Origin of the sequence: Sneathiella sp. HT1-7 (genome assembly GCF_020731145.1) — a bacterium.
Lineage (GTDB): Bacteria > Pseudomonadota > Alphaproteobacteria > Sneathiellales > Sneathiellaceae > Sneathiella.
Genome location: NZ_JAJFZN010000003.1, coordinates 565,527 through 588,602, shown reverse-complemented (window position 1 = coordinate 588,602; position 23,076 = coordinate 565,527). Strand labels below are relative to the sequence as shown.

28 protein-coding genes are annotated in these 23,076 nt (G+C 56.1%); 15 read left to right on the top strand and 13 right to left on the bottom strand.

From position 1 onward, the window contains the following. Window positions 1-34: 34 nt before the first annotated feature. From LKE13_RS12565 to LKE13_RS12550, 4 genes are all read right to left on the bottom strand, one after another. Window positions 35-1,408 (bottom strand): TRAP transporter large permease, encoded by a 1,374-nt coding sequence (locus tag LKE13_RS12565; protein WP_227951716.1) that lies wholly within the window; start codon window positions 1,406-1,408, stop codon window positions 35-37. Between the two features lie 3 nt (window positions 1,409-1,411). Then, window positions 1,412-2,092, bottom strand: a complete 681-nt coding sequence (locus LKE13_RS12560) for a TRAP transporter small permease (protein WP_227951715.1) — start codon at window positions 2,090-2,092, stop codon at window positions 1,412-1,414. A gap of 72 nt (window positions 2,093-2,164) precedes the next feature. Continuing rightward, window positions 2,165-3,169: a TRAP transporter substrate-binding protein gene (locus LKE13_RS12555; protein ID WP_227951714.1), complete on the bottom strand. Its 1,005-nt coding sequence runs from the start codon at window positions 3,167-3,169 to the stop codon at window positions 2,165-2,167. Window positions 3,170-3,323: 154 nt separating this feature from the next. Then, complete coding sequence (locus tag LKE13_RS12550) at window positions 3,324-4,391, bottom strand: NAD(P)/FAD-dependent oxidoreductase (RefSeq protein ID WP_321576140.1); 1,068 nt, start codon at window positions 4,389-4,391, stop codon at window positions 3,324-3,326. Window positions 4,392-4,478: 87 nt separating this feature from the next. On the opposite strand from LKE13_RS12550, the gene LKE13_RS12545 reads away from it, so the two are divergent. The 4 genes from LKE13_RS12545 to chrA all read left to right on the top strand — a co-directional run bounded on the left by LKE13_RS12545 (window position 4,479) and on the right by chrA (window position 8,034). Next, complete coding sequence (locus tag LKE13_RS12545; RefSeq protein WP_227951713.1) at window positions 4,479-4,961, top strand: GNAT family N-acetyltransferase; 483 nt, start codon at window positions 4,479-4,481, stop codon at window positions 4,959-4,961. Window positions 4,962-5,044: 83 nt separating this feature from the next. Beyond that, on the top strand, window positions 5,045-6,199 hold the full coding sequence (locus tag LKE13_RS12540) for an acyl-CoA dehydrogenase family protein (RefSeq protein WP_227951712.1): 1,155 nt from the start codon (window positions 5,045-5,047) through the stop codon (window positions 6,197-6,199). A 15-nt stretch (window positions 6,200-6,214) separates the two neighbouring features. Continuing rightward, window positions 6,215-6,673 (top strand): SRPBCC family protein, encoded by a 459-nt coding sequence (locus tag LKE13_RS12535; protein ID WP_227951711.1) that lies wholly within the window; start codon window positions 6,215-6,217, stop codon window positions 6,671-6,673. Between the two features lie 77 nt (window positions 6,674-6,750). Next, window positions 6,751-8,034 carry a chromate efflux transporter gene (chrA, locus tag LKE13_RS12530; protein WP_227951710.1) on the top strand — a complete coding sequence of 428 codons (1,284 nt, stop codon included), beginning with the start codon at window positions 6,751-6,753 and terminating at the stop codon, window positions 8,032-8,034. On the opposite strand, the gene LKE13_RS12525 is transcribed toward chrA, so the two are convergent. Then, the gene (locus LKE13_RS12525; RefSeq protein WP_227951709.1) at window positions 8,031-8,915 is read right to left on the bottom strand and encodes an ABC transporter substrate-binding protein; all 885 of its coding nucleotides are present in this window, start codon (window positions 8,913-8,915) and stop codon (window positions 8,031-8,033) included. The genes chrA and LKE13_RS12525 overlap by 4 nt on opposite strands. A 51-nt stretch (window positions 8,916-8,966) precedes the next feature. Continuing rightward, window positions 8,967-9,338 (bottom strand): winged helix-turn-helix transcriptional regulator, encoded by a 372-nt coding sequence (locus LKE13_RS12520; RefSeq protein ID WP_227951708.1) that lies wholly within the window; start codon window positions 9,336-9,338, stop codon window positions 8,967-8,969. Between the two features lie 127 nt (window positions 9,339-9,465). On the opposite strand from LKE13_RS12520, the gene LKE13_RS12515 reads away from it, so the two are divergent. The 5 genes from LKE13_RS12515 (at window position 9,466) to LKE13_RS12495 (ending at window position 12,132) form a co-directional block, all read left to right on the top strand. Continuing rightward, entirely contained in the window at window positions 9,466-10,053 is a 588-nt protein-coding gene (locus LKE13_RS12515; protein ID WP_227951707.1) for a flavodoxin family protein, read from the top strand. A 128-nt stretch (window positions 10,054-10,181) separates the two neighbouring features. Then, window positions 10,182-10,913: an NYN domain-containing protein gene (locus tag LKE13_RS12510; RefSeq protein ID WP_227951706.1), complete on the top strand. Its 732-nt coding sequence runs from the start codon at window positions 10,182-10,184 to the stop codon at window positions 10,911-10,913. Between the two features lie 124 nt (window positions 10,914-11,037). Then, window positions 11,038-11,364, top strand: coding sequence for an ArsR/SmtB family transcription factor (locus LKE13_RS12505; protein WP_227951705.1), 327 nt, complete (start codon window positions 11,038-11,040; stop codon window positions 11,362-11,364). Beyond that, entirely contained in the window at window positions 11,361-11,792 is a 432-nt protein-coding gene (locus tag LKE13_RS12500) for an SRPBCC family protein (RefSeq protein ID WP_227951704.1), read from the top strand. Before LKE13_RS12505 ends, LKE13_RS12500 begins: the two co-directional genes overlap by 4 nt. Window positions 11,793-11,820: 28 nt before the next feature. Beyond that, window positions 11,821-12,132: a YciI family protein gene (locus tag LKE13_RS12495; protein WP_227951703.1), complete on the top strand. Its 312-nt coding sequence runs from the start codon at window positions 11,821-11,823 to the stop codon at window positions 12,130-12,132. Between the two features lie 71 nt (window positions 12,133-12,203). Here LKE13_RS12495 and LKE13_RS12490 read toward each other — a convergent pair whose 3' ends face one another. The 4 genes from LKE13_RS12490 to LKE13_RS12475 form a co-directional block, all read right to left on the bottom strand. Beyond that, a complete protein-coding gene (locus LKE13_RS12490) occupies window positions 12,204-13,052 on the bottom strand; it encodes a DMT family transporter (protein WP_227951702.1) in 849 nt (282 codons plus the stop codon). A 34-nt stretch (window positions 13,053-13,086) separates the two neighbouring features. Next, complete coding sequence (locus LKE13_RS12485) at window positions 13,087-13,512, bottom strand: nuclear transport factor 2 family protein (RefSeq protein ID WP_227951701.1); 426 nt, start codon at window positions 13,510-13,512, stop codon at window positions 13,087-13,089. A 69-nt stretch (window positions 13,513-13,581) separates the two neighbouring features. Next, window positions 13,582-13,914, bottom strand: coding sequence for a YegP family protein (locus LKE13_RS12480; protein WP_227951700.1), 333 nt, complete (start codon window positions 13,912-13,914; stop codon window positions 13,582-13,584). 94 nt (window positions 13,915-14,008) lie between these two features. Further along, window positions 14,009-14,527, bottom strand: a complete 519-nt coding sequence (locus tag LKE13_RS12475) for a DUF2867 domain-containing protein (RefSeq protein ID WP_227951699.1) — start codon at window positions 14,525-14,527, stop codon at window positions 14,009-14,011. Between the two features lie 144 nt (window positions 14,528-14,671). Between LKE13_RS12475 and LKE13_RS12470 the strand changes: the two genes are divergently transcribed. From LKE13_RS12470 to LKE13_RS12460, 3 genes are all read left to right on the top strand, one after another. Beyond that, window positions 14,672-16,174, top strand: a complete 1,503-nt coding sequence (locus LKE13_RS12470; protein ID WP_227951698.1) for a flavin-containing monooxygenase — start codon at window positions 14,672-14,674, stop codon at window positions 16,172-16,174. A gap of 122 nt (window positions 16,175-16,296) precedes the next feature. Next, on the top strand, window positions 16,297-16,476 hold the full coding sequence (locus LKE13_RS12465; protein WP_227951697.1) for a hypothetical protein: 180 nt from the start codon (window positions 16,297-16,299) through the stop codon (window positions 16,474-16,476). A gap of 232 nt (window positions 16,477-16,708) precedes the next feature. Further along, window positions 16,709-17,221, top strand: coding sequence for a helix-hairpin-helix domain-containing protein (locus LKE13_RS12460; RefSeq protein ID WP_227951696.1), 513 nt, complete (start codon window positions 16,709-16,711; stop codon window positions 17,219-17,221). A gap of 18 nt (window positions 17,222-17,239) precedes the next feature. Here the strand turns inward: LKE13_RS12460 and LKE13_RS12455 are convergent, their stop codons facing one another. Next, window positions 17,240-17,872 carry a LysE family translocator gene (locus LKE13_RS12455; RefSeq protein WP_227951695.1) on the bottom strand — a complete coding sequence of 211 codons (633 nt, stop codon included), beginning with the start codon at window positions 17,870-17,872 and terminating at the stop codon, window positions 17,240-17,242. Window positions 17,873-18,147: 275 nt separating this feature from the next. Between LKE13_RS12455 and LKE13_RS12450 the strand changes: the two genes are divergently transcribed. After that, window positions 18,148-19,038, top strand: coding sequence for an amidohydrolase family protein (locus LKE13_RS12450; RefSeq protein WP_227951694.1), 891 nt, complete (start codon window positions 18,148-18,150; stop codon window positions 19,036-19,038). A gap of 27 nt (window positions 19,039-19,065) precedes the next feature. On the opposite strand, the gene LKE13_RS12445 is transcribed toward LKE13_RS12450, so the two are convergent. After that, window positions 19,066-19,758 (bottom strand): winged helix-turn-helix transcriptional regulator, encoded by a 693-nt coding sequence (locus tag LKE13_RS12445; RefSeq protein ID WP_227951693.1) that lies wholly within the window; start codon window positions 19,756-19,758, stop codon window positions 19,066-19,068. A 150-nt stretch (window positions 19,759-19,908) separates the two neighbouring features. Here LKE13_RS12445 and LKE13_RS12440 point away from each other — a divergent pair, with 150 nt between their 5' ends. Beyond that, on the top strand, window positions 19,909-20,268 hold the full coding sequence (locus LKE13_RS12440; RefSeq protein WP_227951692.1) for a group I truncated hemoglobin: 360 nt from the start codon (window positions 19,909-19,911) through the stop codon (window positions 20,266-20,268). A 47-nt stretch (window positions 20,269-20,315) separates the two neighbouring features. After that, a complete protein-coding gene (locus tag LKE13_RS12435; RefSeq protein WP_227951691.1) occupies window positions 20,316-21,599 on the top strand; it encodes an adenylate/guanylate cyclase domain-containing protein in 1,284 nt (427 codons plus the stop codon). Window positions 21,600-21,764: 165 nt separating this feature from the next. On the opposite strand, the gene LKE13_RS12430 is transcribed toward LKE13_RS12435, so the two are convergent. Continuing rightward, the gene (locus LKE13_RS12430; protein ID WP_227951690.1) at window positions 21,765-22,823 is read right to left on the bottom strand and encodes a serine hydrolase domain-containing protein; all 1,059 of its coding nucleotides are present in this window, start codon (window positions 22,821-22,823) and stop codon (window positions 21,765-21,767) included. Window positions 22,824-23,076: the final 253 nt, after the last annotated feature.

Genomic DNA, 23,076 nt, shown 5'->3' with positions numbered 1-23,076 from the left:
GGCACAACACGCCCGAATAAATGGCGTAGCACCCCTATTTGATGACGAGTTCCGGCCCCATGAAGGTCGTCGGCAACCAGGTCGAAAGGAATGGAATATAGGTCACCAGGATCAGGAACACGAACAGGATACCAAGCCACGGCAGCGCTGCCTTCACGACGCGCATGATCGGCATGCCCGCAATGCCAGAGGTGACAAATAGATTGAGCCCGACCGGGGGCGTAATCATCCCAATCTCCATATTCACGACCATGATAATGCCGAGATGAATAGGATCGATCCCGAGTTCCATCGCTATCGGAAAGACCAGCGGTGCGACAATCACGATGAGGCCTGACGGCTCCATGAACTGCCCGCCGATCAGCAGGATGATATTGACGATGATCAGGAATACCCACCAGTTAAACCCGGCGTCCAGCATCGCGCCAGCGATCTGCTGGGGGATCTGCTCGTCGGTCAGCACATGTTTCAGGATCAGCGCATTGGCGATGATGAACATCAGGGTGACGGTCAGCTTGCCCGCCTCGAACAGTGTATCGCGGGTATCTTTGTGGAAGAACACTGTGATCAGCGCCTGTGGCTTCCGCCAAAGCGGGATTGAATCCTGCCCTTGCCGGTGTAGCGGACCCATGTCGCAATAGATGAAATTGGCGATCAGGAAGGCATAGACGGACGCCACTGCCGCCGCTTCCGTCGGCGTGAAGACACCGCCATAAATACCGCCAAGGATAATCACGATCAGGAACAGACCCCAGCCCGCATCTCGCGCGGCGGAGAGCACTTCTCCCCAACCCTTCCAGTCGCCCTTGGGGAGCCCCTTGTATTTCGCGGCGACATAGATGCCAACCATCAGCATGAAACCCGCGAGTAACCCCGGGATCACACCAGCGAGGAACATGCGGCCAACAGAAACATCCGTCGCCGCCGCATAGACCACCATCACGATGGACGGTGGGATCAGGATACCGAGCGTGCCCGCGTTGCAGATAATTCCGGCGGCAAAGTCCTTCTTGTAGCCGACCTGGGTCATCCCGGCGATGACAATGGAGCCGATGGCGACCACGGTTGCGGGGCTGGAACCAGAGAGAGCCGCAAACATCATGCAGGCGAACACCCCGGCAATGGCGAGGCCACCGCTGAAATGCCCGACCACCGCAATGGAAAAGCGAATGATCCGCTTCGCCACCCCGCCCGTCGACATAAAGCTGGAGGCGAGAATAAAGAACGGGATGGCGAGCAAAGTGTAATGCCCGGCCATCGCCTCATAAAGTGTCTGCGCGACAGAGGCGAGCGAGCTGTCCGACGCGGACAGCAGGAAAAAAATAGAGGTTAATCCCAGCGCGATAGCAATGGGAACGCCAAGCACCAAAAGAACAATGACAATGGCAAACAGCAGGGCTACTTCCATCGACTATTCCTCCCTGCTTAATTTGGCGGCAGCTTCTTCAACCGCGTCTTCAGCCTCATGGCTGACAATGAGCAGTTCCTGCTTGCCTGTATAGATGGCCCAGCCTGCCTGCAGAAAGCGGAACAACAGCAGTGCCATCCCGACGGGCAGCATGACATAAGGGATCAGACGGGGAATTTTCTCATATCGTTCGCCATCGTTGAACCAGTCGGCAATGAACTGAAATATATCCGGCATGAAGACGTCGTTGGTTTCATACCAGCCCTTGGCGAGGAATTTCTCCTGAAATCCGGTCGGGAACCATCGTCCGGTCGTCGCCGGAAGGTTCGCGAAATTCGCCCAGAAATCCCACCCCCCTTTCAGAAGCAGGAAAGCATAGATAACACAAACAGCCACTGCAATCAGAGTGCAGAACTTTCGCACCGGCGGCGAGAGGAGATTGACAACCGCATCAACACCGAGATGCGCGGTTACCTTGACGCAATAGCTGACACCAAAAAGGACCAACCAGGCAAACAGGATCGACGTGACCTCAAGACCCCAGAGAATATTGGAATTGAAGACGTAGCGGGCCACGACATTGGCGAATGTGACCAGGGTCATCAGCCCCAGAATGATGGCGATCAGCGTCTCTTCGAGGCTGTCGACAAATGTGCCCTTGCGGTGCGGCGTGTGTCCCGACATGGCCTCCCCCTTGTCAGCTACGCAAAAAAGCGCTGGCGCGATCAAGACAACCGCGCCAGCGGGTTTCCAACCTTAGTTGGTCATATTGAACTTTTGTGCTTCGGCAATGTTATCGGCGCCGACGTCGGCTTCAAACTTGCTCCAAACAGGTTTCATTGCATCAACCCATTCCTGGCGCTGTTCCGGCGTCAGGGTGCGGACGACACCGCCAGCGGCAAGGATCGCCTGTTTGGCTTCCTCGTTGACCTTGGTAGATTCCGCATTACGGGTTTCTGTCACTTCCTTGATGATCGTATCAAGCTGTGTGCGGATATCATCGGGGAGGCCTTCCCAGAATTCCGTAGAAGTGACGAGAAGATAGTCAATCACGCCATGGTTTGTTTCGGTCGTGCCGTCCTGAACCTCGAAGAATTTCTGGCCATAGATGTTCGACCAGGTATTTTCCTGTCCGTTCACGGTGCCCTGCTGAAGCGCGCCATAAACTTCGGAGAAGGCCATCTTCTGGGGGTTCGCACCAAGAGCGTCCATCTGTGCGACCAGCACATCGGAGGACTGTACGCGGAATTTCAGCCCTTCCGCATCCTTCGGTGAGACCAGTGGCTTATTAGCTGAGAACTGCTTCATGCCATTGTGCCAGAACGCAAGGCCCAAGAGGCCGCGTTTTGTCATGCTTTCCTTCATGGCCTGACCGGTATCGGAGTTCTGGAAGGCATCGACTGCGTTGATATCCTTGAACATGAATGGCAAGTCGAAGATACGGAACTGCTTGGTGAACTGCTCGAATTTGGAGAGTGACGGCGCGGCAAGCTGGACATCGCCGTTCAGCAATGCTTCCAAGACCTTGTCGTCATTATAAAGGGTGGAGTTCGGATAAACTTCCATGCAGACCTTGCCCTGCATCTCGTCATTCACCCGCTGTTGCAGTAGGCTGGCGGCGATCCCCTTGGGATGCTTGTCCGTGTTCGTCACATGAGCAAATTTAATGACAATCTCGTTCGCATCACATGCCGCATAGGCGGCGGAACCGGATGCCATCAACACGGCTGTCACAGCCGCTACCATTAATGCTTTACGCATATCGTCTAATCCTCCCGGATATTTAAATGTCAAAATTGTTATTGCGCTTTAACAGCGTCTTGTTGGCTAGTATAGTCCTTGAGAAACATTTTCCATGTATTTTTACTCTTTGCAACAGAAACTTAGCAGCGCTAATTCACATTGCAGTGCAGCATTATCCGTAGAGCATGATGGCTGCAATCCGCCGCTGCAGCGGCGGCGTGATGGAAACGATACCCAGCGCCCAGCGGAACAGCCGCCGCATCACCGGATTTTTTGACGTGACGATCTTGCGTACCCGCTCGCTTCCCCTGATCACTTTTGCGCCTTCCGCATGGCGCGCGGCGCTATATCCCGCCAGCCCATCCTCCGCCAGACGCAGGGCAAATTCCGCGGCATCCGCGATTCCAAGGTTCATGCCGCGCCCGCCGACCGGGGAATGGCAATGTGCGGCATCACCAGCAAGGAACACCCGCCCCTTGCAGTACTCCGGCACCTGACGGATGGAGATGGTAAAGGTTCCCTCCCTATTGACTTTCGTAACCTCCATCTCAATGGGGAGATTGTGCAAGGCATCCCGCCGGTTGGAAATGACCCGATAACGATCCGATGCCAGTGGCGCGACAACGACAACTCCGCCGCGCGCGAACTGGCATATGGTAAAGGACTTGGGGGTCGGCCAATTCTTCGCATTTACATCGGCGATTGACCAGGTTTCCGGCAGGTCATATCCGTGGTAATCGAGGCCCAACACCTCCCGGCACCGACTTCGGATTCCATCAGCGCCGAGCACATAATCAAAGCGTTCCTCCCGCCCGTCCGCCGACATGGCAATGACACCGTCACCATCGTCGCGAAGATCTTTCAGCTCCGTCGCATAGCGAACCTTTACACCAAAGCTTTCCAATGTCTCACGCAAGATCGCTTCTGTGCGGTCCTGCGGCAGACCAAGAATATATTCATAGTCATATTTCGCCTTTGATACCTTGAAGGGGAGCTTCAACAATAATGTCGCGCGGCGGTGGATACGCGCCTCCTGAAAATGGATCCCCTCGGCGAGCAGTTTCTCCGTCACCCCCGATGCGGTCAGCAGCAAAAGACTCTCCGGCGTTATCCCGACTGCACGCGAAAGACCCGAGCCTTCCTCGCGTTTATCAACCACTTCAACATCAACACCGCGACGCTTAAGCTCTACCGCCGCCGTCAGCCCTGTTGGGCCCGCCCCCACAATCAGCACCCGCATTCTATTCCTCCCTGTTGGAATTCCCTGCCGCCTGCTATAAATCTATTTTACCATATACTGTTCCTCATTGGCTCACGATCTTTGTAGATGAACGCGCAAAATATAAACATACGCGAATATTTGCCTTTCGATCTGAAGGAGACAGCGTCACTATTTTTCGAGAGCATCCGGCGCGGCGCGGCGCGGCATTATACCGAGGAACAGCTTCTGGCCTGGGCGCCGGAAGTGCCCAATAAGGATGTCTGGCGCGATAGGATGCACGGCCTGAAAACCTGGATCGCGGAGACGGAGGACCAAATCATCGGCTTTATGTCCCTGACAGAAACCGGGCATATTGAGTTTGCCTTCGTTCATCCGGATTGGATCGGCAAAGGAATCGCCGGGAGGCTTTACGGGTTTGTTGAGCGATATGCCCTTGCGAAAAGGATGCCAGCACTAACCAGCGACGCCAGCCTTTTTGCCCGCCCCTTGTTTGAACGGCATGGCTGGCGGGCTCTCAAAAAACAACAGCCCATGCGCAATGGCGTGACGCTCACCAATTTCCGTATGGAGAAAATTCTCGCCTATTAATCCCGTTCCCGCAAAACACGCTTTCCGGGGTGAGGTTGCTTCGCTATAGTCTTGAAAACTAATAATAAGTATCGGGAATTATCATGGACTTGCTCCTAACACGCACCGAAGAAGACATGCTCGCCCGCGCGGTTGAGCTCGCCCGAAACGAGGTCGCCCCCAAGGCACAAAACTGGGAAGAAGAACGCCGCCAACCGATTGAGGCATTGCGTGCAGCTTCACTTGCAGGCCTCGCAGGTCTTGAGGTGCCCGAACATCTTGGTGGCTTTGGCGGACGGTTTCGCCTGAAGGCTCGGATCGCCGAGGAGATCGCACGAGACTGCTTCGCCTTTTCCTTCTCCCTGATCAATCATATGGGCCTTGCCGGGAAGATCGCCCGTGATGCGCCAACTGAAATCGCCGAGAAATACCTGCCTGAAATGCTGGCCGGAGAGGCTATCGGCTGCACCGCTCTGACCGAACCGGACGCAGGCAGCGATTTCGCCGCTATTACAACGCTTGCGAAAAAGGTCGATGGCGGCTGGGTTATCAATGGCGAGAAAGCCTGGATCACCAATGCGGCGAATGCGAACCTGATGTTCCTCTATGCGCAGACGGACCCGGCGGCGGGTTGGCGTGGGGTTGCGGGCTTTCTTATCGATGCGCGCGAGGACGGCGTTTCCCGTGTGCCGCCATTTGAAATCATGGGCGGCCATGCCATCGGCACCGGCGGCTTCAAGCTTGAGGATCATTTCGTCCCTGACATCCGGATGATGAGTGTGCCGGGTGACGGCTTCAAGGCAGCAATGAACAGTGTTAATGCCGCACGAACCTATGTCGCCACCATGTGCTGCGGCATGACCGAGGCGGCAATTGATCTCGCGGCCAGCTATGCGAGCGAGCGGGCCGCCTTTGGCGGACATATCGCTGATTTTCAAGGGCTCCGCTGGCGGCTCGCCGATGCCCAGACGGAGGTGGAGGCCGCGCGCCTTCTCGCCTATCGCGCTGTTCTCGCGGTGGAGAATGGCACAAATGCCGAACTGCCCGCTGCCCACGCGAAGAAATACGCCGCCCGAATGGCCGATGAGCAGCTTTCCCATTGTATGCAGGTAATGGGCGCGGCGGGCTTGCGCCGCGAATACCCGCTGGGCCGGCAGATCGCCTGCGCCCGCATCGCCAACTATGTCGATGGCACAACCGAAATCCAGAACGAGCGGATTGCCCGCGCCCTTTTCAGTAAAAACAAGAAGAAAAAGTAAAAAAGGAAATCCCCAATGACCGAGACTCACTCCTTCAAGCGTAGCCACAGTATCTTAATCAGCGCTCCTGCGGGGAACGTTCTTGACTATGTCTGCAATCCCAACAGCTGGCCCGAATGGCTCGCAGCATCGCACAAGATTGATAGCCCGGATCGCCCCCTGCGCAAGGGCGACACCTTTGTTGAGGAATGGCACACGAGAAGTGGTCCCGCGCAACTCAACTGGGTGGTGACGGAATGTGAACCGCCCCATCTCTGGATCGGGGAGACCGAGACGGATTTTATTGGAACGATCATCGTTCGCTATGACGTTAAGGAAGAAGGGGATCAGGTCCGCTTCACCCGCACCATGATCAACCCGGCCCGGCCTAAGCCGCCAACAAATGATCAGATCGACCGGCTGAACAAGGAAGCCGATATCGCGCTCGCAAATATCAAGAAGAATGTCGAAGCCCGCATCGCGAACGCTTCATAATATTACAGTTGACAGTCACCCCGGCTGTTGCGTCTATCTATGATGACGTTTCATAGACGCAGCAACCGGCTTTTTTCATGAATGCTAAGGCGGCCCATAAACCGGACAGAAGCGAGACTTTCGCCGCCTTCGGCCGCATCGGACTCCTGTCGTTCGGCGGACCGGCGGCGCAGATCGCGCTGATGCACCGGGTGCTGGTCGAGGAAAAGGCGTGGCTGAGCGAGAAACAATTCCTCAACGCGCTCAGCTTCTGCATGTTGCTGCCCGGACCGGAGGCGATGCAGCTCGCGACCTATGCGGGCTGGCGGCTTAAAGGAATTATCGGCGGGTTGATGGCCGGGCTGCTGTTCGTTCTGCCGGGCGCCGCCGTCATCCTCGCCCTTGGCAGTATCTATGCCTTTTATGGGTCGGTCCCACTGGTTGGCAGCCTCTTCCTCGGGATCAAGGCGGCGGTGGTCATTATCGTGATCGAAGCTTTGCTGAAAGTCGCGAAGCGAGCGTTGAAAGGGACAACGCCCTGGGTCGTCGGGGCGCTTGCCTTTATCGGGATATTCTTCCTTGAACTGCCGTTTCCGCTGATTGTCCTGCTTGCCGCGCTTTACGGCTTTTTCCGGAAGGGCACAATCCAGCCACAGGAGGCGATGCCCCTGCCCGCCGGCCAATCGCTGTTAAAAACCTCTCTCTGGATCGGATTCTGGCTGGTTGTCTGGTGGGCGCCGGTGTTGTTGATCGGCGCGTTTACGGGTGTGCCGATCCTGACCGAGATCGCGCTGTTCTTCTCCAAGCTCGCAGTGGTGACCTTCGGCGGGGCTTATGCGGTGCTCGCCTATATGGCGCAGGATGTAGTCAACCAGTTCGGTTGGCTGAGCGCAGGCGAAATGATGGATGGCCTTGGCCTTGCGGAGACGACGCCCGGCCCGCTGATCCTGGTGACAGAATTCGTCGGCTTCCTCGCCGCGTTTTATGAGGGCGGGTTCCTGCTCGGCCTCGCCGGCGCTGCACTCACCCTTTGGGTGACCTTTGTCCCCTGCTTCCTCTGGATTTTCACCGGCGCGCCCTATATCGACTGGATTTCCCATCAGCCCCGGCTGGAGCGTGCGCTGAACGGCATTACCGCAGCGGTGGTCGGCGTAATCCTCAACCTCTCCATCTGGTTCGCGTTGCATGTCTTCTTCACCGAGGTGACGAAGCAGGAATTCGGCCCGGTCACGCTCTGGCAGCCGACCCTCGCGACCTTCGATGGAAAGGTATTGATCCTCGCCACGATTGCCGCGGTGCTGCTGCTCTATCGTAAATGGTCGATAACACCGGTCCTGCTGATCTGCGCCGTGGGTGGTCTGCTCCTCGATTATATGGTCTAGGACGGCGGCAGACTGCAGATCCGGCCATAGGGGTAGCGTTCCCCGAGCAGGCCGTTATAGGCGAAAATATCCATCGTCGCCTCATAGGCGCTCTCGGTAATTTCCACATGTGGCGTCCAGCAGCCAAGCTTCTGATAAGTGGAGATGCAATTCGCGAGCACAGCCTCGTCAATATCAGGGAAATAGCTTTTCTCCGCCTTTGCGATTTCGGCGGCGGGTGTCTCATTCATATAGATGCGTGTCTTGCGGTAGGCCCGCATGAAGGCCCGCGCCATGTCGCTCTCCAGCCAGTCCTTGGTTGCGGCAAGACTTGAAAAGCCGCACGGCCCGATCTGTTTGCCGACCTGCGCCACGATATGACCGAGGCCATCCGCCGCAAGCTGCTGCGGGAACGGACCCTGCTGCTGCACATACTGGCCCTGCCCTTCGCGGAAAGCCTTGTCCATGGCCGCCGCGCCGCCAACGTTGATCGCCTTAATCTTGTCGTAGTCGATCCCGGCCTTGTGGCAGGCATATTTGAACATGACAAGTGGCTGCCCGCCGCCGAACAGGACAACTTCCGCCCCTTCCAGCTTCTTCCAAGTGAAATCCGGATCCGGCTCCCGCGCCGTCAGGAAAAAGCCGTCCATCTCGTTAATCTGCGCGAAATGGGAAATCGTCATCTCCTCCCCACGGGCGATCGCACCAAAACCATGGCTCAAAGCTGACTGCACAACATGGGCGCTGCCCTCCTTCAATGCCGCGATAGCGGAAACGCCGGGTGCGGCGACGGTCCAGTTGGGCTCCAGCCCTTCTTCCTTCAGAAATCCGCCGGACATCACCGAGATAAGCGGCGAATAAAAGGCCGAAAAAAGGGTGAACTGGATATTGATTTTTTCCATAGCGCGAACCTCCCTTATTATTGTTATGAGATACGCAAGCTATCACGCCCTTTATTCGGCGGCAATTATCTCCGCATCCGGAATGCCTTGCTTTTCCTCATCCTCTTTGGCCCAGCGCAGGGCCACTTCATTGAGCCCTTGCAACACACCATGCAGCTCCGCACCGCGCGCCGTCAGGGAATAATAGACCGTCGGCGGTACCGTCGGCTGATAGTCGCGATGAACAAGACCGGAGCCTTCCAGCTTGCGCAGGCGATCGGTCAGCACCTTGGCCGAAATATCCGGGATAAGCGCCGACAGCTGGCCGAAGCGCAAAGACTTCTCGTTCGAAAGGAGCCACAGGATATAGGGCGTCCACGGGCCCATGATCTGGCCGAGAATGCTTTCCATCGGGCATTGATTGGTTCCATGTTTCGGTGCCATGCGCAGTATCTCCAATTTTTTTCAATACTTACCAAAAGGTAACTACTTGCAAAAGGAAAGTAAAGGCTTTACGTGCCATTCATCGCAATAAACTTATTCGTCTTTTTTAAGCTTCAGGAGTTCACCAATGACCAAAATCGCAATCGTCTATTTCAGTGGTTACGGCCACACTGCCAAACAAGCCGACGCCGTGAAAGAAGGCGCTTCCCGCGTTAACAGCGCCACCGTTACCGACATCCAGATCCCGGAAAATGGCGAGATCGCCGCGGAGGTCTGGGACACTCTCGCCGAAGCGGACGCCATCATCTATGGCAGCCCGACCTATATGGGTGGCCCCGCGTGGCAGTTCAAGAAATTCGCCGATGAGAGCTCCAAGCCCTGGTTCAGCTCTATCTGGAAGGACAAGATTGCCGGCGGTTTCACCAATTCGGCTTCGGTCAACGGTGATAAAGGGTCAACGATCAATTATTTCTTCACCCTGTCGCAGCAGCATGGCCAGATCTGGGTCGGAACGGGCCTGCTTCCGTCCAACCAGAAACAGCATGGCCCCGATGATGTGAACTGGACGGCAGGCTTTGCCGGAGCGCTCGCCATCTCGCCGTCGGATGCCAGCCCGGAGGAAGGCCCCCGTGCAGGCGATCTTGAGACTGCCCGACTCTATGGCGAACGCATCGCGCAGATTGCCGCCAAGACAAGTGAAGCTCTCGCCGCGTAACACTCTGCTCTTGGGAAACGGTCGCCAGTTCACGCTGGCGGCCGTTTTTTGAGGAAAGATAGTTGAATCTCCATTGCGCTTACGGCATTGTCGGGGAAGTAATTTCACAACACCTGATAAGAGATTTGATGATGTCCGAAACCCGCTCCCCCCGCCTCGCTGTTCTGATCGATGCCGATAACGCCTCGTCCAAGATCGCCGATGGATTATTTGAGGAAATCGCCAAGATCGGGGAAGCCAGCGTGCGGCGGATTTACGGCGACTTTTCGCATCCGCGCTCAAAAAGCTGGGCCGAGATCCTATCCAAGCATGCCATCATGCCACATCAGCAGTTCGCCTATACGACAGGCAAGAACGCCTCCGATATCGCGCTGGTGATCGATGCCATGGACCTGCTGCACAGCGGCCGCTTTGATGGTTTCTGCCTGGTCTCCTCGGACAGCGACTTCACGGCCCTCGCCGCCCGCATCCGCGAACAGGGAACCGACGTCTATGGCTTCGGCGAACAGAAAACGCCGGAAAGCTTCCGTCAGGCCTGCCGCCGCTTCATCTATACGGAGAACCTGCGCGGCGTCGCCGAGGAAAGCCAGAAAGGCGGTGGCTCCCCAAAGAAACCGCGGGAGCAGCTTTCGAAGGCAACCCAGCAGATCAAGAAGGCCATCGCCGAGCTCGACAGCGATGACGGCTGGTTCGCACTCGGCCACGTGGGTAACCAGCTCCTTAACCTCAACTCCGACTTCGACCCGCGCAACTACGGCGTCCCGAAACTGAGCGACCTCGTGCGCAAGACCAACGCCTTCGATATCGAGCAGCCGAAAGGCGGCTCCATGCGCATCCGCCTGAAATCAAACGGGAAATAAAAACACCGCCCCCCTCGCAAAAGCCCTGCAACTCCCCTTCCCCGTCGGGCGGTGCAATTTTTTATTGACTAATTGTATTTTTCTAATACATTATTTAACATAATAGTTAAATAATAGAGAATTCATGTCAAATCTGTCGAGTACATTTGCCGCGCTGGGTGATGCCACCCGTTTCGCCATTGTCGAGAAACTCCTGCAGGAGGGAGAGCTTCCCGCCGGGGAGCTACAAAATGTGGGGCAGATTTCCGCCCCCGCCATCTCTCGGCATTTGAAAGTCCTTCGTAAAGCCGGCGTCGTCGAACAGCGCATCGATGCGCAGCGCCGCCTTTATTCCGTCCGCCCCGAAGCGGTGCAGGCCATTGGCGCCTGGTCGATGAGCTACCGCGAATTCTGGCAGAAGAGCCTCGACCGGCTTGAGGCCGCCCTACTACAGGAGAGCACGAAAAAATGAGCACACTCACTCTTGAACGCAATTTCCCTCTCGATCCGGAAACAGTTTTCGACTTCGTCACCCAGACGAAGAACCTGATGAAATGGTGGGGACCGGAGGGCATGACTGTGCCTGAACATAACCTTGATCTGTCGAAGCCCGGCGACTGGTCTTCGGTGATGGTCAATGCCGAGGGTGGTCGCCACAAGGTGACCGGCAAAGTCATCAAGATCGACCCGCCCCGCTCCGTCGAGTTCACCTGGGGCTGGCATGACGAAAATGACGCGCGCGGTCATGAAAGCCGGGTGCGTTTTGAGGTTGAACCAAACGGTTCCGGTGGAGCCATCTTTCGACTGATCCATTCCGATCTGCCGGACGACGAAAGCGCCGCAAACCATAATGAAGGCTGGACCTCGTCCTTGAGAAAACTGGAACGACTAGCAAGCTAACCTTTAATGACAGAAGGAGGATAAGAAGATGCCCAAATTTGTTTTTGCCTATCATGGCGGAGGAAAACCCGAGACGGAGGAAGAAGGCGCCAAAGCCATGGCCGCCTGGGGTGCATGGATGGAGAAGCATGGCAAGTATCTGGTTGACCCCGGCAATCCTGTCGGCATGTCCAAGACTGTCACTGCGAACGGCGTGGAAAATAACGGCGGCAGCAATCCGCTGTCAGGCTATACCCTTGTCAATGCAACTGATATGGATGCTGCCCTTGCCATCGCAAAAGACTGTCCGATCCTCCAGCATGGCGGGACCGTCGAGGTGGTCGAAGCGATCGACATGTAGCCCTTTGAAGCGCACCCCGTTTTGAGAGAAATGCCGGGCGGAGAGAGTTTCGTCCGGCACTTTAATGCGCATTAGCTCCGGTTCATCTTGAGCAGTACAACACCGAACAAGGTCATAAAGGTGGAGGCGAGTTTCATCAGGCTCAATTTCTCTTTCAGGAAGAAAACCCCAAACAGCAGCGCAAAAATAATGCTGGTTTCGCGGACCGCCGCGACAAGTGCAATCGGCGCCACCGTCATCGCCCAGATCACGGACCAATAGGCGACAAGGCTCATCAGCCCCATCAGGACGGCAAGTTTCCAGACGCGGGCAATCTGCGGCAAGGCCCTTTTCCGTCGCGTTATCAAGATATAGGCAATAAAGGGAATCCCCTCCAGACCCATCATCCAGGAAGTGTAGCTATGAGCGCTGCCTGCGAGCCGCGCGCCAATGCCATCGGTCAGCGTATAGGCAGCAATGAACAAACCGGTGCCGAGCGCGAAGAAGACAGCTTGTGGATTCCAGAGGTCCTGCGCGCCGCGGGTAAGTGACAGGCTCATGATCCCGAACGCCATGATCATAACAGCGAACATGGCCTGATTGCTTAACACCTCCCCGATATAGAAGACCGAGACCAGCGCAACGATCAATGGGGCGGACCCGCGGGCAAGCGGATAAACATGGCTCAGATCTCCAAACTTATACGCCATCAGCAGGAATAGCGGATAGCCGATATGCAATAGAACCGAGGTAGCGATATACGGCCAGCTTTCCGGCGCGGGGAGTGGCAGAAACGCGGTCGCGACAAAGGCGACCACCGCGCTTCCCGCCATCATAACCGCCATGAACAGCACTCTGTCGTCATTCATCTTGACGAAAGTATTCCACGCGGCATGTAGCAACGCTGCCATCAGCACGATCAAAAACACAGACAATTCCATCTCACTCGCTCCAGCGCGCACTCTTTCTTATTTATTATCCTGCCTCTACCACAGCAAGGCGATCCAGCGCTATCGCAAAGGCCGCACTATCGGGGAAAACCTGATAGCCGGCGACACTGCCATCCTTGATGGTGAAGATATTGCTGACAACCGCCTCAACCCGGCGGCCCGTTGCTTTCGCCAGCCACTTCCCACGCAGCACGACAACCACCGAGTCATCGGCGATGAGCTTCTCCAACTGCTCGACCTCCTCGATGACGAGATGCTCCGCCACATGGGATAGAAATGTCCTGAATGCGTCGATCCCCTGCCAGCGCCCACCCCAGGGCAGCAGACCCGTCGCATCGTGATACTGCACGAGGATACCCGGCGCGACAATTTCCCTGATCTGGTCCTCCTCGCCAGATTGCAGCGCCTTGTAATAGGCGTCCAGGGTCGCTTCGATAGTGGTTTGCGTCATTTGCTCTTCCCAAAAAGAGAGGCCGAGGAGATTGCTCTCCCGGCCTCTGCAGGTGTAATTTTAAAAGACTTACGTCTGGTCGTCGGTCTTTGCACCATCTGCAGCGCGGCCAACGGCACCGGTTCCGCCCTTTGCTCCGCCTTCGTCGGCATAACCCTGGCTGGAGAGAATGACCTGACCGTTAGAGGCCTTGAGGTTGAAGTACCATTTTCCGTTCTTGCCTTCCTTGAATTCATACCGGCCTTCGTCGCCCGCGTTTTTCATTACGGAAGCAATTCCGTTCTCTGCGCTTGCCTTCGCCTTGTAGCCTTCAGATGTGCCAACGACTTCGCCGTTGCCAGCTTTGAGGCGGAAGCGGAATTCGCCAGCCTTGTCTTTGTAAAGTTCAAATTTGCCAGCCATGGTTCATAACTCCCTGTCATTAGTATCAAGTCTAAGTGCAACTTCTGTATATTGTGCAGAAACAAACTGTATTGCAACTATTAGCAACCCAATTTTATACTTTTGCTTCAAAATGACGCGCGGCTGCGGCCAAACGGGATTTCACGATCAGGATATGAAACGGCTTTATCAGCGCAAGATACAGCCGCCCGATGAGGTTATGCCGGTGAACAAGCGTGGCGAGGGAGACAAGCCCCTCTTCCCCCGGCTCACGCCGGAGAGCCACCCGGAAATCTAGATGGGAATCGTCTTCGCCAAGGATAATCTCGCGGTCGGAAACACTCCACACCTTCATGAAGCTGACATGATCCCCCACGGCAACGGATTGTCGAAAACTGTTGTTCTGGGGAAGCTCCCGCGTTGTCTTGATACCAAAGACACGAACAATTCTGTCACGTATACGGAGCAACATCCGCGCCCACCCCGGCATCGCAATCAGTAGATACTGTACGATTTCTCCAAGCGGACGGTCAGGCGGTGAAATGACTACAGAGTAGCAATCGAGAAAATCGCCCGGCTTGAACATCCCGTGAAGCGCGCTTTCCTCTACGAGTTTGGTTTTTTCTACCATCATGTCCTGCACTTTCGTAGGTCCGGATATCCAGTGCGTCCAGACTAATGCCTAATGCCAGGATAATCTACTATTGCGCACCACCGCGAGATCACTATTCTATAAGATAACAATAAACAACGCCGAAGGCGATCAGGAGGTAAGACCATGGATGCAGCGGTCGAGAGTGCTCAGGAAAATGCGGGCGAAACCCTATATTTTGATGTGCTGATTGTCGGGGCCGGCATTTCCGGGATTGATGCGGCCTATCACCTTCAGAAACTTTGCCCAAATAAAAACTTCACCATTCTGGAGACGCAAGGCACGTTCGGCGGCACTTGGGCAACCCATAAATATCCGGGTATCCGCTCCGATAGCGATCTATTCACCTTCGGCTTTAAATGGAAGCCGTGGAAGGATGACCCCATTGCCAGAGCGGACAAAATTCTCCGTTATCTTGATGAAAGCCTTGATGAGAATGATCTCCGCCGCCATATCCGCTTTTCCCATGAAGTGAAGACGGCCGTCTGGTCGAGCGAGGAAAAGCGCTGGACGCTGGAAGTGCTCGATAAGGAAAGCGGTGATCTCCGGCGCTATGCCTGCAACTTTCTCTGGATGTGCCAAGGGTATTACCGCCATAGCGAAGGTTATACGCCTGACTATCCGGGAATGAAGGACTTCAAGGGCGATATCGTCCACCCGCAGACCTGGCCCGAAGATCTCGATTATAAGGGCAAAAAAGTGATCGTCATCGGCTCTGGTGCGACGGCGGCGACCCTGATCCCCGCCATGGCAGAAGAGGCCGGGCATATTACTATGCTTCAACGCTCCCCCACCTATTTTTCCGCCCGCGCCAATCGCGACGAACTGGCGGAAACCCTGCGCGAGCTTGACGTTCCGGACGAATGGATTCATGAGATTGCGCGGCGCAAGGTCCTCTATGACCAGAAGGAAATCACCCGCCGCTCCTTCGAGGAGCCGGAAGGGTTGCGCGAGGAATTGATCAAGGGCGCGCAGAAGTATCTTGGTGACAGCCTGCCCGTCGATCCGCATTTCACCCCGACCTACCGTCCGTGGCGGCAACGGCTCGCCTTCGTGCCCGACGGGGACCTGTTTCAGGCAATCCGTGATGGCAAAGCTTCCGTCGTTACCGACCAGATCGATCATTTCACGGAAAATGGCATTTTGCTCAAATCCGGGAAAGAACTGGAAGCCGATATTATCGTCTCCGCCACCGGTTTTAATATGAGCGCTCTTGGCGATATCGCCTTCACCATCGACGGGAAGTCACTTAATTTCGGCGACTGCTGGTCACATCGGGCAATCATGTTCTCTGGCATTCCCAATATGGCATGGGTCTTCGGCTACTTGCGGACAAGCTGGACGATGCGCTCCGATATGGTGGCGGAATTTGTCTGCCGCTTACTCAAGCATATGGCGCAGAAAGGTGCGCGGATGGTCGTGCCTGAACTCCGCGAAGAAGACAAGGGCATGCCAGAAAAGCCCTTTGTCGACCCGGATAACTTCAATGCGGGCTACCTCACCCGCGCCCTCAAGATCATGCCCAAGCAGGGCGACAAAGACCCCTGGGTACATACGCAGGACTATTATGTCGATAAGGAAACGCTGGGCGAGGCTGACCTTGATGACGGGACGCTGATCTACAAGTAACCGCAGGCGACGTACTGGCGACAAAATTCTTTTCGGCGCCGACACAATATTGTAACATAAAATGTATATACATGTGATATGCGTTCGATATACTTCTGATTATGCAAGGAGTACGTATCCCGATGGCGGCAGAGAAAAAGCTGAAGAAGAAAGAACGGAAAGACAGCCAGTTGATCATTCGCATCAAGGGTAAGGAGCGGGATCAGTTTGTCGAGTTATGCGACGAACTGGACACCAGCGCCGCCCGCGAGGTCCGGCGATTTATTCGCGACTTTCTGAAGCAGCATGTCCCGTCAGAATAACCGCCCTGCATTCCCAATTAAACCAATAAGGAACCACTTTTATCATGGCTAAAAAAGCAAAGATCAAAAATCTCAAAAAAGAAGTTAAATCCCGCAAAGCGAAAATTGCCAAGCAGGAAAGCAAGCTGAAAAAGGCCAAAAAAGCGCTGAAGAAAGCGGCTTAACGGCGTTTGACACCTCCAAAGGCTGGCCTTCGCGCCAGCCTTTTACCCGCGCGAAAAGGATAACAAATATGCTGACAGTATTTGATGTTAAAGGCGTCGGTCCAACGACAGGCACGAGCCTTACCGAAAATGGAATTACGACCGCCGAACAGCTCGCAAAGGCGGAAGTTGCCCAGCTTCTGTCCGTTCCTGGCATCGGCGAAGCACGCGCGAAAGTACTGATTGCCGCCGCGAAAGCCTCTCTTATACCGGCCGCAAAGCCTGCCGTCGTCGTGACACCGAAACTTTCTGCCCTCGCGAAACCCGCTCCGGCACCGGAGAAACCGGCCGCGCCCGCAAAACCTGCGGCCATGGAAGCCCCCGCGAAAGCCGAAGAAGTGAAAAAGGCCAAGAAGGCTGAGAAGCCAAAGAAGGGCAAGAAGAAAGACACCAAGCCCGTCAAGACGAAAAAGGCTGAAAAGTCCGATAAGGCCGACAAACCGAAGAAGAATAAAAAGAGCAAAAAGTCAAAAAAGCCCGATAAGGCTAAGAAAAAAGACGCCAAGCCGTCCAAAAAAGCCAAGTCAAAGAAGAAGAAATAAGCGGAATACGGGGCGGCACTAGTTCCCCGTGATCCGTGCGGTGAGGATCTTGATCCCGGCAAAGGCGAAGACGATGGCAAATGCGCCCTCGCACCAGCGCCGAAGCCGGGCATATCCCGCCACCATCGGCGCACTGGAGAAGATCAGCGCATATCCATGAAAAACAAGAGCGCTCTGCAGGGCGACAGCGCCAATGATAATCGCCAATGACGAGATCGGTGCATCCTGCGGCACACCAATGGAATAGAGCGAGCCAAAAAACAGGATCGCCTTGGGATTGGTCAGATGCAACGCCAGCCCCTTGCCATAGGCCGCACGATATGATTTAGCGGAAACGCTGGAGCTTACTGTGCCGCCCTTCGTCATCGCGGACCGGCCGGACTTATAGGCAAGATACAGAAGATAGCCCGCACCAAAATACCGCACAACCTCAAACGCCCAGGCATTCGCCAGCATAATCGCGCCCAGCCCGAAGGCCGCCGCAACTGACCAGATCAGCGATCCCGTCGTCACCCCTGCCGCCATTGCAAGGCCATAGCGCCGTCCGGAATTCATCGACAGGCCGGAGATGGCGAGGATCGCCGGACCGGGGCTCGCCGTCGCGACAAACGCCGCCAGCAAGATCAACGGCAAATGCAAATCACTTATCATGGTCGTTTTCTTTCAAGATAGTACGGACAGGAGATGGCATTTCTCTCCGCATCGAGAGTATTTCCTTCATAGCATTTCGGCAATGACGGGCATCACACTTGACAACATTTATCCGGCTGTTTGCTGCCGGAGCCAAATTGCGTGTCATGGTAATGGACCAGAAAATATCGCATGAGCTTGTCCGTCCCAATCACGTCCTGCAAGGGGAAACACCCTGCAGACCTCGCGAGAACATGCTATACTTAACCATATTCCATAACCCATGAGGCGATATCATGACCCTGCCCCGTTCCGGCCTTTGCCTTATTGCCACCGTTCTTCTCACCGCCACTGTCGCGCGGGCAGATGGGGATCATGCCCCGATTGGAGAGGCGATCAAGGATGTGCCGCTCTTTGATGCGCATATCCATTATAAGGAGCCTGCTTGGGGCCCCTACCCTGTCAAAAGCGTGATCGAGTTGATGGATCGGAACGGCGTCGCCATGGGGCTTGTTTCCTCCACCCCCGATGAAGGAACGATCATGCTCTGGGAATATGCGCCGAACCGCATCGTGCCCGAGTTGCGCCCCTATCACGGCAATGCCGGATCCGGCAACTGGACGAAGGCGCCGGGGATGGAGGAGTATCTGGAGGAACGCCTCGCGAAATATCCGCATGAAGGTCTCGGCGAGTTTCATATCCATAATCTCGACCCGACCGACCGGCCCTTGCTGAAAAAGGTGACGGCGATGGCGAAGGCGCGGTCTATCCCGATCCATGTCCATTCCGGGGCCGATCCGGTGCATCTTCTCTATGAGCTGGAGCCCGCCCTCACCATCATCTGGGCCCATGCGGGGATGAGTGAGCCCGCCGATGTGGTCGAGAAAGTGATGGAAACCTATCCGACGCTCTATGCCGATACCTCCTTCCGGGAGAATGACATCCTCAAATCCATGGCCGAGATCGACCCGCACTGGCGCCGCATCCTCACCCGGTTTGCCGACCGGCTGATGGTCGGCACCGATACCTGGATCAACGCACAGTGGGGCAATTATTCCGAACTGATCGCCCTCAACCGGCAATGGCTCAGCCTGCTGCCGCGCGAGACCGCCGAGCAGATCGCCTATAAAACGGCGGAAAAACTCTTCAACCGCAAAGTCTCCATGGACCAGATCGGTACGAAGTAAAGGATCGCCGACCCGTTACCGACCCCGCTAGATGCGCTTTTTCTCACTGGCGAAATGACTAAGGCCGAGCCATGTCTGCATGTTCTTCGCGAGCCCGGGATCGCCCTCAAGGACAAGGCATTCCGTCTTGCGTTCCGTTGCGACGGTCGAGAATCCCATCCAGATGGAGGTCATGGTTCTGAGCGTCGTCCGGACGTAGAGCTCAACCTCGAAGCCCGGGTCGACGGAACAGATATCCACCTCCCCATCCGGCTCGACGATCAGCCACCAGTATTCCTGTGACGAGGGCAAGTCGGTGTAATGGAACTCGACGACATTGCGAACCGACGGCAGCGGCGAGGGTTTGAGGTTGCGCCGCATGTCCCACATCAGCAGGTTCGGATCGAGATTATCGAGCGCCAGGTCGGTCCTGACCCATCTCTGGCCCCAGATGCCGATGCTCTCGATAACCGCCTTCAGATCGCGACCCGCTTCCGTCAGGCGATATTCATGGCTGCTTCGGTCCGCAGCTGCGGCTGTCTTTTCAACAATTCCGGCAATTTCCAGTTCCTTCAGCCGCCGCGAAAGCAGCGCCGGCGACATCCTGGGCAGGCCACGGCGGAGGTCGTTGAACCGGGTAGAGCCCGCCACCAGCTCCCGGATCAGGACGATGGTCCAGCGGGTCCCGAGGATTTCCGCGGCCATAGCAACGGGGCAGAATTGTCGATAGCTTGCCTGCATGACGGTCTCCTTCTCTGTTCGTTGGCGACCGTCATGTCCTGCTTAAGAAATGTATATGGTCCTGAGGCGCGGTACAGTTTCTGAACTGGACGGCATTTGCATCATGCCCTAGCTTTTCCCTTCAGGAAACGGAAAACAGGAATTTGGATCATGGGCGCATCACTTTACGAACGGCTGGGCGGCACTGAGAAAATTGAAAAAATCGTGGACGTGCTGGTCGATAACCATGTCAGCAACCCGGAAATCGCGAAGCGGTTTGCCGAAACCGATGTGGCGAAGGCGAAACGGTCTGCGTCTGATTTCTTTATCATGGGAACAGGCGGACCGAATAATTATACCGGCCCGGACATGGTCTCTGTCCATAAAGCCATGAACATCAGCAATTCCGAATTCATCGCCGTCCTCGACGATGCCATGGACGCGCTCGAAAAAAACAATGTTGGCCAGCGGGAGAAGGAAGAGGTACTCTTTATTCTCTATAGCATGAAGAACGACGTCACCATGCAATAGGCGCCACCATTTGAATGCCCGGCCCTTCAAAAGTGAGAGGCTTCGATTTGACCTATCCCGTCCCGGAAAACGAAGTCGAACGTAACGCGGCCCTACGCTCCTATCGCATCATGGATACGCCCGTGGAGGCAGCGTTCGAGGATATCTGCCAGCTCGCCGCGCAGATTTGCGATTGCCCCGTCGCTTATGTCAGCTTCATCGAGGACGACCGTTTCTGGTTCAAGTCGAAATACGGCCTGCCCGCCGATTTTGAAGGCTGCCCGCGGGAGATTGCCTTCTGTTCGGTAACTGTCTGCGGCTCCGAACTCGTTCTTGTCCCCGATCTTAAGGAAGACGATTATTACAAGGATTTCCCCTTTGTGGTCGGCGATCCCTTCCTCGGCTTTTATTGCGCCATGCCGCTAGTGACGCCGGACGGTTTTGCCATCGGCACCATCTGCGTCATGGACTTCAAGCCGCGCGAATTGGCCTTCGAATGCCAGGAGGCGATCCGCCGCCTCGCCCACCAGACCATGGCCCAGCTGGAATATCGCCGCCGCATCATCGAGCTCGACCAGACCATGCGCGATCTGGACAGCGCCCATGCGGCGCTGGAGAGGGAAAAGGCGCGGGCGGATAACCTGCTCTCGAACATGCTGCCCGAGCCGATCGCCCGGGAGCTTCTCGAAAATGACAAGGTCGCGCCGCGCTTCTTCAACGATGCGACCATTCTCTTCGCCGATGTCGTCGGATTTACGAGCTTCACGGAAAAGGCCGAACCGGCCATGCTCATCGGCATGCTCAATAGCTATTTCGCGGCGTTCGATCGCGTCATGGAGCAATTCGGCCTTGAAAAGATCAAGACCATCGGCGATGCCTATATGGCAGTCGCCGGTGTGCCGAGCGCCGACCGGCTGCATACAGTCAAGGCCTGCCTCGCCGCGCTTGCGATGCAGGCGGCGGCGGAACAGCTCAAGGCGGAGCGGCAAAAGCTGCGGCTACCATTTTTTGAGTTTCGCATCGGTCTGCATGGCGGCCCGGTCATTGCCGGTCTCGTCGGGCGCACGCGCGTCACCTATGATATCTGGGGCGATGCGGTGAATGTGGCGGCACGGCTGGAAGCGCATGGGGAGGCCGGAAAGATCAATGTCTCCGAGCGCGTCTACCGCCAGACCGCCCCCTATTTCGACTTCACCGAGCGCGGCACGATCGAGATCAAGAACAAGGCGCCGATCAAAATGTATTTCCTCGACCGGCTTCAGGAGGTCTATTCGGAGGATGCCGAGGGCCGTGTCGCCAATGCGAAATTCGAGATGATGAGCGATCCCACGAAGCGCCTGTTCGGCAGGTAATTGCGGCAGGCGTCAGGCGGGTGCGGCGCTCAGCGTCGGGCCGGACTTCCGCCGGATCGTGAAATAGAGCGCGCCGACGATGATCAGGTTGATCACCCCGGCCATGGCCGATCCAGGCGAAGACCGTGGTGATGCCGAGGGCCGAGGCGGCGTGCGGCTAGTGCGCTATTGATTTCGAATGTTCGGAAGAACGAAATTGAGAATAACTTTCACCGGAACACGCCAAGCCTCGGGATCGTTATAGCGTCCGGCGAAGACTGCGACGACAAGGTCATTGCGCGCGCCGAACATCAGCCGCTGTCCGCCATTGCCGAAGCCCGCGGCCCAATAGGGCGGTTCCCCCTCGCCCGCCAGCCACCAGAAAAGACCGTAGCGAATACCGGCCTCCGGCGTCGCCTGCGGCGTTGTCGCCTCCACTACCCACTCGGCGGGGACGACCTGCATCCCGTTCCAGTTGCCCTTATCGATCATCATGCGTCCGATTTTTGCCAGATCATGAATGTTCAGCCGCAAGCCGGAGGCCGCGGAGGGGACCCCGTCCGCCCCCCTGGCCCATTCGAAATCTTCAATGCCCAGCGGCTTGAACAGCTTCTCGCGGGCGTAGTCATCGAGCGGCATACCGGTGCCCCGGGCAATTAGATGGCCAATGAGCGCCGTCGCCCCGCCATTATAAGTCCAGCGCGCACCCGGCTCATGTACCATTGGACGGTCGAGGACATAGCGGTAGCGATCCGCCGCCATTTCCATGGCAATTTCGCTGTTTCGCGGATCGGTATAGGGAAGGTTTTCATTCCAGTCCGTTCCCATAGTCATCGCAAGAGTATCGCGGATCGTGATCTTCCGCCGTTCGGGATCGTTCTGAAGATCGGCATATTCGGGAAATTGTGCAATGACGCTTTCATCAAGGCCCGGCACCTTCCCCTCGCCGAGCGCGATGCCATAGAGCAGGCTGACGATGCTTTTTGTCACTGATCGCAGATCATGGAGGCTGTTCTTATCAAGCATACGAACACCAATGGGTCGCCCCCAATTCTCGTCCGGTCCCTCATAATAGCGCTCCGCCAGGATTTCTCCCTTATGAAGGACAAGCACCCCATGCAGCCCCGGTAGGTCCCCGGCGGCAAAGGCCGCATCAATCTGCTTTTCCATCGCCCGATCCTCCGTCCAGGCGGGAGAGGCCGTCAACATGAACATGCCCAAAATGATCAGAACTAGGCTGGTCATCCGACCCATCATATTCTCCTGTCTGCTAACTACAACTCCGCCAGTTTGCCTCTAACGGAGTGTAGAGACTATCACGGATTAATTACAAGCCATACCCATCGCCAGCGAGAAACAATTGATGTGAGAAGGCAATACGGACTTCAATGTCGCGCTAATTTGTCCGCGAACTCTTTTTGGTTGACGCTACAGCAAGCTGGCCCTAGCCTGCTTCATATGGAAGAAAAATCTCAAATCAAGCCACGCGTGTTTGTGG

Coding starts and splice junctions, on each gene's coding strand:
- LKE13_RS12525 (WP_227951709.1), bottom strand. CDS start 8,915: ATGGAAAAAATCAATATCCAGTTCACCCTTTTTTCGGCCTTTTATTCG.
- LKE13_RS12445 (WP_227951693.1), bottom strand. CDS start 19,758: ATGCAGGCAAGCTATCGACAATTCTGCCCCGTTGCTATGGCCGCGGAA.
- LKE13_RS12490 (WP_227951702.1), bottom strand. CDS start 13,052: ATGGAATTGTCTGTGTTTTTGATCGTGCTGATGGCAGCGTTGCTACAT.
- LKE13_RS12495 (WP_227951703.1), top strand. CDS start 11,821: ATGCCCAAATTTGTTTTTGCCTATCATGGCGGAGGAAAACCCGAGACG.
- LKE13_RS12565 (WP_227951716.1), bottom strand. CDS start 1,408: ATGGAAGTAGCCCTGCTGTTTGCCATTGTCATTGTTCTTTTGGTGCTT.
- LKE13_RS12540 (WP_227951712.1), top strand. CDS start 5,045: ATGGACTTGCTCCTAACACGCACCGAAGAAGACATGCTCGCCCGCGCG.
- LKE13_RS12515 (WP_227951707.1), top strand. CDS start 9,466: ATGACCAAAATCGCAATCGTCTATTTCAGTGGTTACGGCCACACTGCC.
- LKE13_RS12555 (WP_227951714.1), bottom strand. CDS start 3,169: ATGCGTAAAGCATTAATGGTAGCGGCTGTGACAGCCGTGTTGATGGCA.
- LKE13_RS12545 (WP_227951713.1), top strand. CDS start 4,479: ATGAACGCGCAAAATATAAACATACGCGAATATTTGCCTTTCGATCTG.
- LKE13_RS12475 (WP_227951699.1), bottom strand. CDS start 14,527: ATGATGGTAGAAAAAACCAAACTCGTAGAGGAAAGCGCGCTTCACGGG.
- LKE13_RS12505 (WP_227951705.1), top strand. CDS start 11,038: ATGTCAAATCTGTCGAGTACATTTGCCGCGCTGGGTGATGCCACCCGT.
- LKE13_RS12550 (WP_321576140.1), bottom strand. CDS start 4,391: ATGCGGGTGCTGATTGTGGGGGCGGGCCCAACAGGGCTGACGGCGGCG.
- LKE13_RS12440 (WP_227951692.1), top strand. CDS start 19,909: ATGGGCGCATCACTTTACGAACGGCTGGGCGGCACTGAGAAAATTGAA.
- LKE13_RS12520 (WP_227951708.1), bottom strand. CDS start 9,338: ATGGCACCGAAACATGGAACCAATCAATGCCCGATGGAAAGCATTCTC.
- LKE13_RS12465 (WP_227951697.1), top strand. CDS start 16,297: ATGGCGGCAGAGAAAAAGCTGAAGAAGAAAGAACGGAAAGACAGCCAG.
- LKE13_RS12470 (WP_227951698.1), top strand. CDS start 14,672: ATGGATGCAGCGGTCGAGAGTGCTCAGGAAAATGCGGGCGAAACCCTA.
- LKE13_RS12500 (WP_227951704.1), top strand. CDS start 11,361: ATGAGCACACTCACTCTTGAACGCAATTTCCCTCTCGATCCGGAAACA.
- LKE13_RS12450 (WP_227951694.1), top strand. CDS start 18,148: ATGACCCTGCCCCGTTCCGGCCTTTGCCTTATTGCCACCGTTCTTCTC.
- LKE13_RS12455 (WP_227951695.1), bottom strand. CDS start 17,872: ATGATAAGTGATTTGCATTTGCCGTTGATCTTGCTGGCGGCGTTTGTC.
- LKE13_RS12480 (WP_227951700.1), bottom strand. CDS start 13,914: ATGGCTGGCAAATTTGAACTTTACAAAGACAAGGCTGGCGAATTCCGC.
- LKE13_RS12510 (WP_227951706.1), top strand. CDS start 10,182: ATGATGTCCGAAACCCGCTCCCCCCGCCTCGCTGTTCTGATCGATGCC.
- LKE13_RS12535 (WP_227951711.1), top strand. CDS start 6,215: ATGACCGAGACTCACTCCTTCAAGCGTAGCCACAGTATCTTAATCAGC.
- LKE13_RS12560 (WP_227951715.1), bottom strand. CDS start 2,092: ATGTCGGGACACACGCCGCACCGCAAGGGCACATTTGTCGACAGCCTC.
- LKE13_RS12485 (WP_227951701.1), bottom strand. CDS start 13,512: ATGACGCAAACCACTATCGAAGCGACCCTGGACGCCTATTACAAGGCG.
- chrA (WP_227951710.1), top strand. CDS start 6,751: ATGAATGCTAAGGCGGCCCATAAACCGGACAGAAGCGAGACTTTCGCC.
- LKE13_RS12460 (WP_227951696.1), top strand. CDS start 16,709: ATGCTGACAGTATTTGATGTTAAAGGCGTCGGTCCAACGACAGGCACG.
- LKE13_RS12430 (WP_227951690.1), bottom strand. CDS start 22,823: ATGACCAGCCTAGTTCTGATCATTTTGGGCATGTTCATGTTGACGGCC.